This is a genomic window from Hymenobacter sp. (assembly GCF_035709525.1).
Classification (GTDB): domain Bacteria; phylum Bacteroidota; class Bacteroidia; order Cytophagales; family Hymenobacteraceae; genus Hymenobacter.
Genome location: NZ_DASTEP010000170.1, coordinates 61,979 through 76,407, shown reverse-complemented (window position 1 = coordinate 76,407; position 14,429 = coordinate 61,979). Strand labels below are relative to the sequence as shown.

10 protein-coding genes are annotated in these 14,429 nt (G+C 59.7%); 3 read left to right on the top strand and 7 right to left on the bottom strand.

Annotated features, from left to right (window positions below; genetic code table 11):
* Positions 1-109: 109 nt before the first annotated feature.
* From VFO93_RS15070 to VFO93_RS15055, 4 genes are all read right to left on the bottom strand, one after another.
* The gene (locus VFO93_RS15070) at positions 110-757 is read right to left on the bottom strand and encodes a hypothetical protein (RefSeq protein WP_325135217.1); all 648 of its coding nucleotides are present in this window, start codon (positions 755-757) and stop codon (positions 110-112) included.
* Between the two features lie 3 nt (positions 758-760).
* Positions 761-1,693 carry a ring-cleaving dioxygenase gene (locus tag VFO93_RS15065; protein WP_325135216.1) on the bottom strand — a complete coding sequence of 311 codons (933 nt, stop codon included), beginning with the start codon at positions 1,691-1,693 and terminating at the stop codon, positions 761-763.
* A gap of 66 nt (positions 1,694-1,759) precedes the next feature.
* Positions 1,760-2,473 carry a pirin family protein gene (locus VFO93_RS15060; RefSeq protein ID WP_325135215.1) on the bottom strand — a complete coding sequence of 238 codons (714 nt, stop codon included), beginning with the start codon at positions 2,471-2,473 and terminating at the stop codon, positions 1,760-1,762.
* 259 nt (positions 2,474-2,732) lie between these two features.
* Positions 2,733-2,978, bottom strand: coding sequence for an AtpZ/AtpI family protein (locus VFO93_RS15055; RefSeq protein WP_325135214.1), 246 nt, complete (start codon positions 2,976-2,978; stop codon positions 2,733-2,735).
* Between the two features lie 164 nt (positions 2,979-3,142).
* On the opposite strand from VFO93_RS15055, the gene VFO93_RS15050 reads away from it, so the two are divergent.
* From VFO93_RS15050 to uvrC, 3 genes are all read left to right on the top strand, one after another.
* Positions 3,143-6,295 carry a hypothetical protein gene (locus VFO93_RS15050; RefSeq protein ID WP_325135213.1) on the top strand — a complete coding sequence of 1,051 codons (3,153 nt, stop codon included), beginning with the start codon at positions 3,143-3,145 and terminating at the stop codon, positions 6,293-6,295.
* Between the two features lie 82 nt (positions 6,296-6,377).
* The gene (locus VFO93_RS15045; protein WP_325135212.1) at positions 6,378-8,738 is read left to right on the top strand and encodes a transglycosylase domain-containing protein; all 2,361 of its coding nucleotides are present in this window, start codon (positions 6,378-6,380) and stop codon (positions 8,736-8,738) included.
* A gap of 227 nt (positions 8,739-8,965) precedes the next feature.
* Positions 8,966-10,783 carry an excinuclease ABC subunit UvrC gene (gene uvrC, locus VFO93_RS15040; protein WP_325135211.1) on the top strand — a complete coding sequence of 606 codons (1,818 nt, stop codon included), beginning with the start codon at positions 8,966-8,968 and terminating at the stop codon, positions 10,781-10,783.
* Positions 10,784-10,915: 132 nt separating this feature from the next.
* On the opposite strand, the gene gldN is transcribed toward uvrC, so the two are convergent.
* From gldN to gldL, 3 genes are read right to left on the bottom strand one after another with little or no spacing between them, the layout of a single operon-like run.
* On the bottom strand, positions 10,916-11,911 hold the full coding sequence (gldN, locus tag VFO93_RS15035; RefSeq protein ID WP_325135210.1) for a gliding motility protein GldN: 996 nt from the start codon (positions 11,909-11,911) through the stop codon (positions 10,916-10,918).
* Between the two features lie 41 nt (positions 11,912-11,952).
* Complete coding sequence (gldM, locus tag VFO93_RS15030; protein WP_325135209.1) at positions 11,953-13,557, bottom strand: gliding motility protein GldM; 1,605 nt, start codon at positions 13,555-13,557, stop codon at positions 11,953-11,955.
* A gap of 46 nt (positions 13,558-13,603) precedes the next feature.
* Positions 13,604-14,383, bottom strand: coding sequence for a gliding motility protein GldL (gene gldL, locus VFO93_RS15025; RefSeq protein WP_325135249.1), 780 nt, complete (start codon positions 14,381-14,383; stop codon positions 13,604-13,606).
* Between the last annotated feature and the right edge of the window lie 46 nt (positions 14,384-14,429).

Here is a 14,429-nt window from a genome sequence, read left to right as displayed (position 1 = left end):
GACGGGCCGAGGTAGCAGATACGGGAGCATAGCTCGCAATATATTGCCCCTCAGCCCGTCGTAATTCAAACTACGTCTGTCATTGCTTCGCTACGCTCGCAATGACAAGCTACTTGGCCGCCGGAAAGTGCGCGTGCAGCCACGCTACCGCCCCGTCGAGGTCAATAGGCGTGAGGTTGTGGCCGGCCGGCGCGTCGTGGCGCGTGAGGTCGTAGCCGCCTTGCGTGAGCAGCACCGCGTAGGCCTCGGTAGCGGCGGGGCGCACGGTGGGGTCGTGGCTGCCGGGCGCGAAGTACACCGGCACCGGCCGGGGCGCGGCAAACGCCGGCACCTGCTGCACCAGCGGCTGCATGGGCCGCCACAGCACCGCGCCCGCCAGCAGGCCGGGGTGCAGCAGCAGCAGGCCACCCGCGATGTTGGCCCCGTTGGAGTAGCCCACCGCGATGAGCTGCGCGGGGTCGAAGCCTTCTTTGGCAGCCACTTTTGGCAGAAAATCGGCCAGCTCGTGGGTGCGAAACACTACGTCGGCCTCGTCGAAGACGCCCATGCCGAGGCGGCGGAAAAAGCGGGGCATACCGCCTTCCTGCACGTTGCCGCGCAAACTCAGCACGTTGAGGCCGGGGCCGAAGCGGGCGGCCAGCGGCAGCAGGTCGCGCTCGTCGCCGCCGGTGCCGTGCAGCAGCAGCAGCGTGGCGCGGGCCGGGCCGGGCGCGGGCTGGTACACGTAGGCGAGAGGCTGAAAATCGGTCGGTTGCATGGGCTAGCCTAGTTTGGGAAGGTGGGCTTCGATGGCGGCGCGCTTGCTTTCGTGCTGGGCGGGCAGCATGAGGTGGGTACCCAACTCGGCCAACGGCTCATCCACCATGAAGCCGGGGTTGTCGGTAGCTATTTCGAAGAGCACGCCGCCTGGCTCGCGGAAATACATGGCGTGGAAATACTGCCGGTCAATCTGCGGCGTCACCTGGAAGCCCTTCTTAATCAGTAGGTCGCGGAAGTAGAGCTGCGTCGCGTCGTCCTTCACCCGGAAGGCCACATGGTGCACCGAGCCGGCCGCCACCTGCCCGCGCCCCTCGCCGGGCGCGGCTACCAGCTCCACAATGTTGGCGGTGCCGAGCGCATCGGTAGCGTAGCGGTAGCGGTTGACGTGCTGAGCCACTAGTTTATAGCCAAACACGTCAGTGAGGACGGCGGCCGTGGCTTTCACGTCGCTCAAGGTCAAGGTAATGTGGTGGAAGCCGCGGGTGGCTACGTCGGCCCCTACCTCGGCGGTAGTCCAGGGCGTGCGGGGGTCGTCGGCCACTTCGGTCAGCTCCAGCTTGAGGCCGTCGGGGTCGAGGAAGGTGAGGTAGCGCTCACCGAATTTCTCAGCGGGCTTGTTGTAGGTTACGCCCTGGGCGTCAAAGCGCTTCATCCAGAAATCGAGACTGCCCCGGGGCACGGCGTAGCCGATTTCGGTGGCCTGGCCGGGGCCGCGGCGGCCGGGCGTCATGTGCTCCCAGGGGAAGAACGTGAGGATGGTGCCGGCCGAGCCGCTTTCATCGCCAAAGTAAAAATGGTAGGTGCCGGGGTCGTCGAAATTGACGGTCTTCTTGAGGAAGCGCAAGCCCATCGTCTTCGTGTAGAAGTTGAAATTGCGCTGGGCGTTGCCGGCAATGGCCGTGATGTGGTGCAAACCGAGAATGCGATTTTCCATGATTGCTAACGATTTACAGAAAAGCGATTGTCATTGCGAGCGTAGCGAAGCAATGACAGAAAATTATTAGTGATTAATGGGCGCTTCAATGAGCAAAAACCGCGTGTCGGCGGCGCAGTCGAGATGCACCGGGGCGTGGGTATTCCAAATGCCCAGCGCGTCGCGCTGGCTTAGCACTTGGTCATTTATCCGCACGGTGCCGCTTATCACGAAGACGTACAGCATCTTATTGAGCGGGGCAAAGGCGTAATCCAGGCTGTGGGACTCGGTGTAGTAGCCCAGCGAAAGCTTGGCGTTCTGGTTTATCCAGCAATGCGCGGTGCCCTCCTCGTTGCTCACGATGGTGGTGAGCTGATTGGCGCGCTGCGCCTCCGGGAATTGGCGGCGCTGGTAGCGTGGCGTCACGTTTTGCAGCTTGGGCTCAATCCAGATTTGCAGGAAGTTCACCTCGTCGTCGCCCACGTTGTATTCCTCGTGGCGCAGGCCGCTGCCGGCGCTCATTATCTGCACGCCCCCGGCCGGAATTACCTCCGAGTAGCCCAGCGAGTCCTTGTGGTTCATGGTGCCGGCCAGTAGCACCGAAATGATTTCCATGTTGGCGTGGGCGTGCAGGCCGAAACCCTTACCGGGGGCCACAAAGTCGTCGTTGAAGACCTTGAGCAGCCCAAAGCCATTGCGCTCGGGGTTGGCGTAGGGGCCAAAGCTGAACGTGAGGTGGCTTTGCAGCCAGCCGATGTCCTTGAGGCCGCGCTCGGCGGCGGGGAAGAAATACGTGTTCATGGTGAAAAGGTTAGGGAGGACTGACGGGTAGCTGATTGGGTAACGCGCCAAAAATGTAGCGACATTTAATGTACATACATTAATTAACGCGAAAAAGTTTTTTAGCTTATGCTTTTGCAGTCTGCATGGCTGTCGATGAGCGGCGTAGAGACGCAATATTTTGCGTCTCGTCGTTGTTGAGTTATTACCGCCTGACTTACTACCACCTGACGCACCCTGACGCGAGACTCCAACTATTGCGTCTCTACATCATACGCCTCTACCCTTTCGTGAGGCCGCGAATGACCTGGTAGAGCGCCGCCAGCACGCCAAACAACATCAGCCCGATGGTCCACCACGGGTTTTTAGTCTGGAAATGGCCGTCGAGCCAGGTGCCGGCCCAGGCGCTGAGGCCGATGGTGGCGAGCATCTGGAAGGCGATGCCCGAGTACTTGGCAAAGGCGCGCAGGCGGTCGGGCGAGTTGGGGCCGTCGGCGTCGGACGGGGGCAGCGGGTTGGTAGCCATAGAAATGAGCGGAAAGCTGGGCGTTTGCACTACGGGGGCAGCGGCGTGGTGTTTCGGGCAGGGGCGGCGTAATTTTACCGATTGGCGGGCGTTACCAAAGGTGGCGGCCGAACATTCTGGCCCCGGCGCAACGTTGGCGCGGTATCTACCTTTCTTCTTTGGCTTTGACTCGCACTTTTTCCCTTCCCCAACTTTTCGGAGGCTTGCTGGTGGCGCTGCTGGGCGCGGGCGCGGTGGGCTGCGCCTCCGACAAGTCGCTGGTGAGCCACCAGCTCAACAACGTGGCCGCCCGCGACAATGGCTACTTCCTGGCCCGCGAAAAGCTGCGCGAAACCGAAACCGCGCTCTACAAAGGCCGCCTCAACGACTACAACCGGGTTTTGCCGCTCTTCCCGACCTTGGACAGCGGCACGGTGCGCGCCACCCGCGCCGACCTCAACGACATTATCAAAAAAGCCTCGCTGCCGATTCAGCACCGGCCGGGCTCCGACTGGACCGACGACGCCTACATTCTGGTGGGCTGGTCGCGGTTTTACAAGATGGAGTTTGACGATGCCGTGCTCACGTTCAAGTACGTGAACAGCACCAGTAAAGACCCTTACGCCAAGCAAGAGGCGCTGATTGGGCTGATGCGCAGCTTCTTGGTGCTCAAGCAACTGGATAACGCCAAAGCTGTTTCGGACCTGCTCGACAAGGAAACCGGCCTGCGCAAAGACGCCCGCGAGCTGTTTCTGACCCGCGCCGCCTACTACCTCCAAATCAACGAGCCCAAGCAGGCCATCGCGCAGTTGGAGCGCGCCGTGCCGCTGATTCCGCTCAAGAATGAGCGCTCGCGCACGCGCTACATCCTGGCGCAGCTGTACCAGGAGCAGGGGCAGGACAAGGAAGCTACCGCGCAGCTCAACGAGATACTCAAGCGCAACCCGCCCTACGAGCTCGATTTCTTCGCCAAGCTGATGCTGGGGCAGGTATCGGAGCTGGGTGCCAAAGACCGGGCGCGGCTGGACAAGTACTACGCCAAGCTGCTCAAAGACCTCAAAAACAAAGAGTACCGCGACAAAATTTACTACGAGATGGCCCGCGTGGCTTATCGCCAGCAGAAATACAGTGAGGCCCTGAAACTCCTCCAGACCTCGGCTAAGGCTACTACTACCAACCGCTCGCAGAAGGGCTACACCTACCTGCTGGCTGGGCGCATCTACTACGAAAACCTCCAGAAATACCGCCTCGCGGCGGCCTACTACGACAGCACCACCCAGGCGCTGCCCAAGGACAACCCGACCTACGCCGCCGTGCAGGAGCGGGCCGATATCCTGAAGGAGTTTGCCAAGCAGTACACCATCATCGAAACGCAGGACAGCCTGCAAGCCTTGGTGAAGCTGCCCGCCGCCGAGCTCGACCAGCGCCTGGCCAAGTACGCAGCCGACGAAATAGAGGCCAAGCGCAAAGCCGCTGCCGCGGCCCTGGCCGCCCAGAAAGCCCAGCAGCAGAAAGCTCTGGCCCAGGCCCAGGGCGCGCCCGGCGTGCCGAGCGCCCTGAGTGGCAACCAGCGCGACATCAGTAACCCCAACGCCTTCGACCCTAATACCGCCGTACCCACCGGGGCGCTGTGGTATTTCGACAACCCGACTGCGCTGAGCACGGCGCGCACCGACTTCGTGCGCAAGTGGGGCGACCGTGGCCTGCGCGATAACTGGCGCACTGTGAACACGCCCAGCAGCTCGCCCAACGACCCGCGCAACGGCGGCGTGCCAGTGAGCGTCACCGGCAACGGCACTACCCAGGTAAACAACCCGGACGGCCAGCCCGGCGGCGCGCCCGCCGCCCCCGACCCCGCCGCCGAGCAGGAGGCGCTGGTAGCCGGCTACCGCGCCGCCCTACCCTCCTCGCCCGATAAGCTCGCGGCCTCCAATGTGCAGGTCGAAGCGGCGATGTACGAGCTGGGCGGCATTTATAAAGAGCTGCTGAAAGAGCCCGCGCGCGGCTACGAAACCTACACCAGGCAAGTGGCCCGCTACCCGCACGGCGCCAACGCGCCCGAGGCGTACTACCTGCTTTACCTCTACTATAAAGGCCTGCCCGATGCCGAGAAAATGGCGCAGTACGCGGCCGCGCTTCAGCGCGAGTTTCCGACCTCGACCTACGCCAAGCTCATCGCCGACCCGCTGTACCGCGAGCACGAGCTGGCCTTGAATAAGGAGGTAGCGCTGCACCTCGATTCGGCCTTCGTGCTCTATAAAGACCAGTATTTCACCAAGGCCAAGGCCGTGCTCATCCGCACCGAGCGGGCCTACCCCAAGAGTGGGCTGGCCGACCGCATGGCGTATTTGCGCACGCTGCTCACCATTCGCACGCTGCCGCCTACTACGGCTCGCGCGGCGGTGATGCAGTTCAGCCAGGAATTTCCGAACAGCTCGCTGGTACCCCGCGCCCAAGAGCTGGCCGCTGCCTATAAGAAGGCCGAGGAAGGGCAACTAGCCGGCGCGCTGGCCTCGACCGACAAGCCGGTGGTGTCCATTTTCCGCCCCGGCGAGGTCAACAACCGCCTGCGCATCCTGGAAGACGACGACCTGCCGCCGCGCCTCGACGCGCCCGCGACGCCGGCCCCGGCCGTGCTTACTACCACCCCCAGCGACCTCAAGCCCGCGACCACGCCCGTAAATACGACTCCGCCACCCGTAGCCCCGGCCGGGCAACCGGCCGCGAAAGCTGCTCCCATTACTAAATCGGGTAGGGGCGGTAAAAAGCCCGCCACGACCGCCGCACCAGCTGCCGGGACACCTGCTACAGCCACCGGCGTAGCAGCCACAGCCACAACTACCCCGGCGAGTGGCGCGGCTGCGCCAACGGGCAACACGCCCGCTCCTACCGCCTCACCGGCGGCAGGCACGCCGCCCGCCACTACTCCGACGCCTGCTACCCCGGCCCCCGTGGCCGCCCCGGCCGTGGCCTACACCACGCAGTTGAGCGCCGCCCACGCCGTAGTGCTAGTGTACCCGAAAGGGACCGCGCCTACGGCTGACCTCGCCACGCAGCTGGGCACGTACAACGGCAAGTTTTTCCGGGCTAATAACCTCGTGGTACAGCCCGCCGAGCCACTCGGGGCCACGCAGGAAATGGTCGTGGTACGGACTTTGCCGGGCGCCAAAGTGGCCCAGAGCTACGCTACCAAGCTGCGCGGGCCGCAGTCGCCATTGGCGCGGCTGCGCGGCCAGGGCTACCAGACGCTGGTCATCAGCCTCAGCAACCTGGCCTTGCTGCAAGGCGCGGGCGACATGGCCGGCTACCAGCAGTTTTACCAACAAGTTTACCAATAGCACTGTGCAGGTATAAAGAGCGCCTGTCATTGCTTCGCTTCGCTCGCAATGACAGGCGCTCTTTGCCTTGCCTTTTTACCTTATGCCTAGCTCTTCTTCACACGCTACCTCCTCCCACTCGGCCCATCGCCCCGCTGGCCGCAAGCCGCCCGTAGCGCGGCGGGGGCGCTTTCAGGCGTTTATCCGCACCATGTGGGTGCTTTTCTGGGGCGGGCTGGTGGGGCTGCTGCTGTACGTGGCGGCCGTGAATTACAACTTCATGAACCTGTTTGGGCGCATGCCCAACCTGCGTACCCTCGAAAACCCTAAAAGCGAACTAGCCTCCGAAGTGTACTCGGCCGATGGTGTGCTGCTGGGCAAGTACTTCCGCGAAAACCGCACGCCCGCCGACTACCGCGACCTGCCGCAAAACCTAGTCGATGCCTTGGTAGCGACCGAAGATGTGCGCTTCGAGCAGCATTCGGGTATTGATTTTAAGAGCATCATGCGGGCTGTGGCGGGCCTGGGGCGCAGTGGCGGCGGCTCCACGCTCAGCCAGCAGGTAGCCAAGGTGTTGTTTAAAACCCGCCCCGGCGAGGCCAGCAACCTCAACGACGGCACGCTGAATGGGGAAGGCAAGCTAGGCCTGCTCATCACCAAGACCAAGGAATGGCTGCTCGCCATCCGCCTGGAGCGCAACTATACCAAGCGCGAAATCATGCGGATGTACCTCAATACCGTGGATTTTGGCTCCAACGCTTACGGCATTAACACGGCCGCCAAGACGTTTTTCAATAAGAAGCCCAAAGACCTGACCACGCCCGAGGCGGCCACGCTGGTGGGCATTGTGAATGCGCCGTCGCGCTTTAGCCCGGCCCTGCACCCGGTGCGCTCGAAGCGCCGGCGCAACTGGGTGCTGCGGCAAATGAACACCTACGGCTACCTGCCGCAGGAGGAGCTAGTGAAAGATACGGCGAAAGCCATCGTGCTTCACTACTCGGTGGAGAGCCCCACGCAGGGCCTGGCCCCGTATTTCCGCACTGAGGTGGCCAAGTACCTGCAAGCCTGGGCCAAGGAAACCGACCACGACCTCTACGCCGACGGCCTGAAAATATACACTACCCTCGACTCGCGGATGCAGCTCGCCGCCGAGCAGGCCGTGAGCGAGCACCTGGCCTTGCAGCAAAAGGCGTTTTCGGCGCAGTGGAAGGGCCAGCTGCCCTGGCGCGACGAGAACGGCCGGGTTATCCCCAATTTTTTGGCCACGGCCATGCGCCGCACCCAGCGCTACAAGTCGCTGATGACGCAGTACGAGGGCAACAAGGACTCGGTGAACTACTACCTGCGCAAGAAGTACAAGATGCCGGTGTTTAGCTGGCAGGGTGAGAAGGAGATGCTGCTATCGCCGATGGACTCGCTCGACTACTACAAGCGCTACCTGCGGGCCGGCTTTATGGCCGTGAACCCGCTAAACGGGCAGGTAAAAGCCTGGGTAGGCGGGCCCAACTTCAAGTATTTCAAGTTCGACCACGTGCGGCAGGGCAAGCGCCAGCCGGGCTCCACGTTCAAGCCCATCGTGTACACGGCGGCTATCGACGCAGGCTACTCGCCCTGCTACCCGCGCCCCGACATGGCCACTACCTTCCCCGCCGTGGCGGGCCGCCCGCCCTACACGCCCAAGAACTTTGAGGGCGGCTTTTCGGGGCGCGTCTTCACGCTACGGCAGGCTTTGGCGCGTTCCATGAATTCGATTACGGCGTGGCTCGTGTTTCAGCTCACGCCCAAAACGATTGCCGATTATGCCAAAAACATGGGCATTACCTCGCCCATCGACCCGGTGCCGGCCGTGGGCTTTGGGGCGTCGGATTGCAGCATTTATGAGCTGTGCGGGGCCTACGGCACGTTCGTGAATAAGGGCGTCTGGACTTCGCCCATCATGGTAACGCGCATCGAGGACAAGAATCGCAACGTGCTGCGCGAATTCGTGCCCCGCACCAAGGAGGTGCTGAGCGAAGAAACGGCCTACGTAATGACTAACATGCTGCAAGCCAGCACCACCGAGCGCGGCGGCACTAGTACCATTTTGCACACGGGCTTCAAGTTTCCGTTTGAGATTGGGGCCAAAACGGGCACTACTTCCAACTACTCTGATGCCTGGTTTATGGGTATTACGCCCAACCTCGTGTGCGGCATGTGGGTGGGCGGCGAAGACCGCAGCATTCACTTCCGCTCGGGCTACTACGGGCAGGGCGCGCGCCTGGCGCTGCCGCTCTACGGCATCTTCATCAAGAAGGTGTATGCCAACAAAAACATCGATTTCGACACGCAGCCTTTCCCCAAGCCGGCCAAGCTGGACATTGAGCTTGACTGCTCGAAGTACTCAGGCGCGCGGCGCGACACCATTCCGGCCGACCAGAAAATGGCCCAGCCGACGCTGGACGCGCTAGACGACAAGGACATCTAAGACCGCAGATTCAAACGGATTTGTCGGATTTAACGGATACGCCCGCTGCGCGGGCTGGCTTTTGGGTGGGGTGTGGGTGGGCATCTAGCCCGCTTACTCTTTGCGCGTAGCGCAAGGAACAGCGGGTACTTTTGCCGGCCGTTCTGTGTTCTCCACACGTACCTACTAGTCAGCCCGCGCAGCGGGCGTATCCGTTAAATCCGACAAATCCGTTTGAATCTGCGGTCATGGCAGCCAAGTCTGAACTACAAGAACAAATAAACCGCTTGCCGCACCAGCCCGGCGTGTACCGCTACTTCGACGACGAGGGCATCATCTACGTGGGCAAGGCCGTGGACTTGCGCAAGCGCGTGTCGTCGTATTTCACCAAGCAAGACCACAACAAGAAGACGCAGCAGCTGGTCAAGAACATCAAGCGCATCGAGTTCACCATCGTGAATTCGGAGTCGGATGCGTTTTTGCTGGAGAATAACCTCATCAAGCAGCACCAGCCCAAGTACAACATCCTACTCAAGGATGGCAAAACGTACCCCTACCTGCTGCTGACCAAGGAGCGGTTTCCGCGCCTTATCCCGACGCGCAATAAGCAGCCCGGCGATGGGCAGTACTTCGGCCCCTACGCCCACCAGGGCGCGCTCAACGTGCTGCTGGAGCTCATCCGGGCCTTGTACCCGCTGCGCACCTGCACCTACAACCTGAGCCCCGAAAACGTGGCCGCTGGCAAGTTTAAGGTGTGCCTGGAGTACCACATCGGCAACTGCAAGGGGCCCTGTGAGGGCAAGGAAGACGAGGCTACCTACAACCAATACATCCAGCAAATCCGGCAGATACTGGGTGGCGACCTGCGCCTGCCCAAGCAGTACTTCCGCGAGCGCATGACCGCCGCCGCCCAGGACATGCAGTACGAGCTGGCCCACCAGTTCAAGCAGAAGCTCGACAAGCTCGACGCCTTCCAGGCCAAGAGCACCATCGTAAACGCCTCGTTGACCAACATCGACGTATTCAGCATCGCCTCGAATGAGAAAGCGGCGTTCGTCAACTATTTCAAGGTGATGAATGGCAGCATCATCCTGACCCAAAACCTGGAGCTGACCAAGAAGCTGGACGAAACGGACGGCGAGATTCTGGCCCCGCTCATCATGCAGCTGCGGCAGGAGTATGAGAGCGAGGCCCGCGAAATTCTCACCAACGTGCCCGTGGGCGACCTGCCGCTGCCCGGCGTAGCCATCGCCCAGCCCCAAATCGGCGATAAGCGCAAGCTGCTGGAATTGAGCATAAAGAACGTGCTTTACTTACGTAAGGAAAAGGAGAGCATGAACGAGAAAAGCAAGGATGTAAACGAGGTTCGCATCATGGAGCAAATCAAAAAAGACCTGCGCCTGACTGAGCTTCCTAAGCACATCGAATGCTTCGATAACTCCAACTTCCAGGGTGACAACCCAGTGTCGGCGATGGTGTGCTTCCGCAATGCCAAGCCCAGCAAAAAAGACTACCGCCACTACCACGTAAAAACAGTAGTTGGTCCCAACGACTTCGACACCATGTATGAGGTCGTAACGCGCCGCTACCGCCGCCTGGTAGAGGAAGGTGCCAGCCTACCCCAACTCGTGATTGTAGACGGCGGCAAGGGCCAGCTCAGCATGGCTGTAAAAGCCATTAAAGACCTCAACCTGTGGGGCCAAATGGCCATCATCGGCATCGCCAAGCGCCTCGAAGAAATCTACGTGCCCAACGACCCGCTGCCGCTCTACATCGACAAAAAGAGCGAGAGCCTGCGCCTGTTCCAGCGGATGCGTGACGAAGTTCACCGCTTCGGTATCACCTTTCACCGCAAAACCCGCGACGACGCCACGCTCAAAACCGAGCTTACCGATGTGAAGGGCCTCGGCCCCATTACCGCCGACAAGCTTCTCAACAAGTTCAAATCGGTCAAAAAGATAAAGGAGCTAACTCAAACCCAACTGGAAGCCGAAATCGGCAAAGCCAAAGCGAAAGTGCTTCTCACCTATTTTAGCGAGCAGGAAGACGCGCAGGAAGCATCTTAAATACCCAGCCGTTCGAATTGCAAATCCCAATAAAAGCAAAAAGCCCCAACCAGCAGGTTGGGGCTTTCGCTATCCAGTCAGGAGCGAAGCTCCGTATCCGTTAAATCCTAGAAATCCGTTTGAATCTGCGGTCTAGAAGGACCACAGGTTGTACTCATACTCTACCAGGTCAGCCGCAATCTGCTGCGAAGCCAGCAGACCTTCACGCTCGCCGCCGTAGGTGCTAGCCAAGTCGTCGCCGGCCGGGTTCGACACCTTCGTGATGTAAGAGTTGAACAGCCACAGCTCAAACGCGTCAGCCAGGTTCTTGTGCTGCGCATCGTTCTGCGCGTTGAACCAGATGGCGGTTTGCGGATTGTTGCGGAACACCTTCACCAAGTCAGCGTACTTGAAGGTGGCGATGTTCTTCTCCAGACCCGATACGTTGCTTTTCAGGGTAGAAGGCAACTTAAGCGAGATGGTCTTAATCTGATGGTACATTCGCGAGCGCTTCTTATCGAAAATCATCTCCTCGGTTAGCTCCATCTGATAGATTTCGCGGGGCAGGTACTCGTCCGTCGTCTTAGGCTCAGGAGCAGGCTTGGCAGCTACCGAGGTAACGGGAACCGTCTTGTAAACGATTTTACCGTTCTTCTTCACCACCTTACCGTTGGCGTCGGTTACCGCTACACGCTTGGTAGCAGGCTTTTTGGCGGCGGGGGCCGGCGAGCCCCAGCCATCGTCGACCGGCTTGGCTTTGGCAGCGCTTTTGGGCGCTGGCGTGCCACCCCAGTCGTCGCCCCCATCCACCGAAATCGGCGCTTCGATGGGATACGACATATTGGCCGACATCTCCTTGGCGTTGAGCGTAGTGGTTACCGAGTCGTTTCTGTACGCCTGCAGCTCGCCGCGCTTCACCGCCTGAATAATGACCTTGCTTATTTCCCGACCATCCGAAAACATCGGCTTATTCTGCTTTTCACGCAGGTCAATTGCTCTCCAGATGGTTTTGCGAAACATCTGGTCGGACACTGGTATGGGGCGAACAGCGCCCGTGGTAGCAGTGGCAGCGGCTTGTTCCTGCGCGTGGGCAGCCAGCGAGACGGTCAAAGCCGAAAGCACCAGCGGAAATTTAAAATAGCGGGTCATAAGAAATAGAGTTTGATAGCTTAACGACGGAATTTCCTTGGTTATTGCACCGAAACGGTGAAGGTCCGGCTAACGTTCACGGGCGATACTTTACCCTGGAAATTTTGACGCTGTACGCCTTTCACTTCTACGAACAGGCGGTCGTCGGGGCGGGCAGCGTTAGCGAGCGAGCTGATGTCGCCCTGTGGGCCATTGATGCTGATAGTTTGCGCTACCGGGCGCTTGCCACGAGCCAGCGTTACCTCGAAGCTCGATACGCGGAAGCGAGCATCTTCGGGCAGGAAGGTAGCGAAGCCGGGGTCAGGAATAGCACGCATTGTCATGGTGCGCAGTTGGCCAGCCGAGATACCACGCTTGTCTTCGATGTCGGTGCTACCTACATAGCCTTTGATGGTAGGCAGCGGAATGGGACGCACTTTGAAAGCCTGCGAGCCGATGGGGTTGCCACCGCTGCTCACGTTCAGGGTTACTTCGCGGGCGTTGGGCACCAACGTTACTTCACCTTTCTGGCCAGCGATTACCGAAGCACCCGAGGCCGAGAAGCTAGGCTGGTACTGGGCACCCAGGGCGGGCACCTGCACGCTCAGCTTGTTGCCGCATTCGTAGTACAGCGCCTGCACCGAAGCCGACTGAATTTGCATTACCGGCTTGGTTACGGTGTAAGGCACCGTCACTTTGAAGGTAGTGTCGCGACCAGCCTGGTTAAGGCGGATAGTACCCGTCCACGAAGCCTTGGCATTACCCGAGGCATCGAAGTTACCGGGACGAGCCGTGAATTCTACCTTGCCGTGGCCATCGGGGCCGACCGACAGCGGCGAGCCGTTGTAGGTCATCGTGGGGCGGATGTTCGAGGCCGAGGCAGTCAGGAACAGTTCAGCTTTGTACTTGGTACCAGCGGCTACCGTCTGCGACTCAGCCGAGGCGAAAGCGCCCAGCTTGTCGAATACCATTACTTCAGCACCTACTTTTTGAGCTTGGGCCGACAGCGCATCAGCTTCCAGTTTCAGTACTTCGGTCTCCTTCTGCGACAGCGTAGCCAAAGCAGCTGCCAAGGGCGTGGATTCAAAGTTCAGCTGAGCGAAGTCTTTTGATTTCTGCTCTTTCGTAGTCTGGTCTTTGGCCGTCGTTACGCGAACGTCGTCTTTACCATCCAGTGCCAGTTGCTTGGCACCCGGCACGAATTGCCCGATGTAAGTCGAATATTCGTTCAGCTTGGCTTTCAACGGATAACCAAGGCCGTTTTTCTTGTCGCCCGAGCCAATCATGGTGGTGGCAACAATGTCTTCAGCGTTGATGTCCTTGTATTCGGTGGCACCTTTGGGGTTGCCACCAGCTACTACCAGTTTATCGCGCACTTCGCGCAGGTAGGCGATAATGTCCTTGGTTTTCTGACGAATTTCTTCGCTCTGAGCCAATATCGCCTTGTCCTTGGCAGTGTTACCATCTTTGGCAACCGCCGCCTGAATACCTTTAATAGTATTATCAGCCGAACCAGAGGTTTTGTCATTGACGCTCAGCAAGCTGTCGTCAATGAACTTAAACTTCAGAATTACAGCCGACTGGACTTGAAGCGCCAGAAGAGCGGTCAGCACGAGGTACATCATGCCAATCATCTTCTGCCGCGGTGTTTCTTTTCCGCCTGCCATTATATAAGTGTTGCTATAGTTAAGAAGAAACGCTAGTCAACGATTACTAAGCGGCGCTGCCAGCGCGCATAGCGTTGAGCATGTTGCCGTACACGCGGTTCAGCGACGACAGGTTGGTGGTCAGGTCGGCTACTTGCGCCTGCATGTTCTCGGTGTCTTTGCCAGCCTGAATCATGTTCTCCATGGCTTTGCCGAGCGTACCGTAGAACTGGTTCATCGACTTGAGGTGCGTGTTGGCATCCTGCAACTCCATTTCGTACACTGCATTCAGCGCGCCCAGGTTTTTGGTCACGTTCTGCACTTGCAGGTGGTACTCTTTGGCGTCGTTGGTAGCGTTCGACATGGCCGAAACGGCTTCTACCGTGTTAGCATACGACTCGTTGATGCGCTCCAGCGACTGAGCAGCGGTGCGTACCTTCTTGGTATACTCGTCGGTTACGTTGGTAGCCTCGCCCAGCTGGCCCAGTTGGGCGGTCGTAGCGCTGAGGCGGTTCAAGCCCTGGCCCAGGTTGGTGAGGGCTTCGGGGGTAACGTTGGCATTTTTCAGCATGTCGTCCAACTTGCCGGTCAGGCCATTGGGGGCCGCAGTTTTGGCATCGCGGAAACGGTTGTCGTTGGTCGAAGGGTCGTAGCCTTCGCTTAGCTCAGGATAAACCAGCGCCCAGTCCGTTTCGGCCTGGTGGGGCTGGAAAGCACTCAGGAAGAAGATAACAGCTTCCGTCAGCAGGCCGATGGTAAGCATTGGGCCAGCACCGGGTAAGTGCTGAATTTTGAATAGGGCACCTACGATTACTACGGCAGCACCAATGCCGTAGATTTTCGGCATGATAACATCGTACAGGACATTCTTCTTGACAGCCATCTTGAATTAG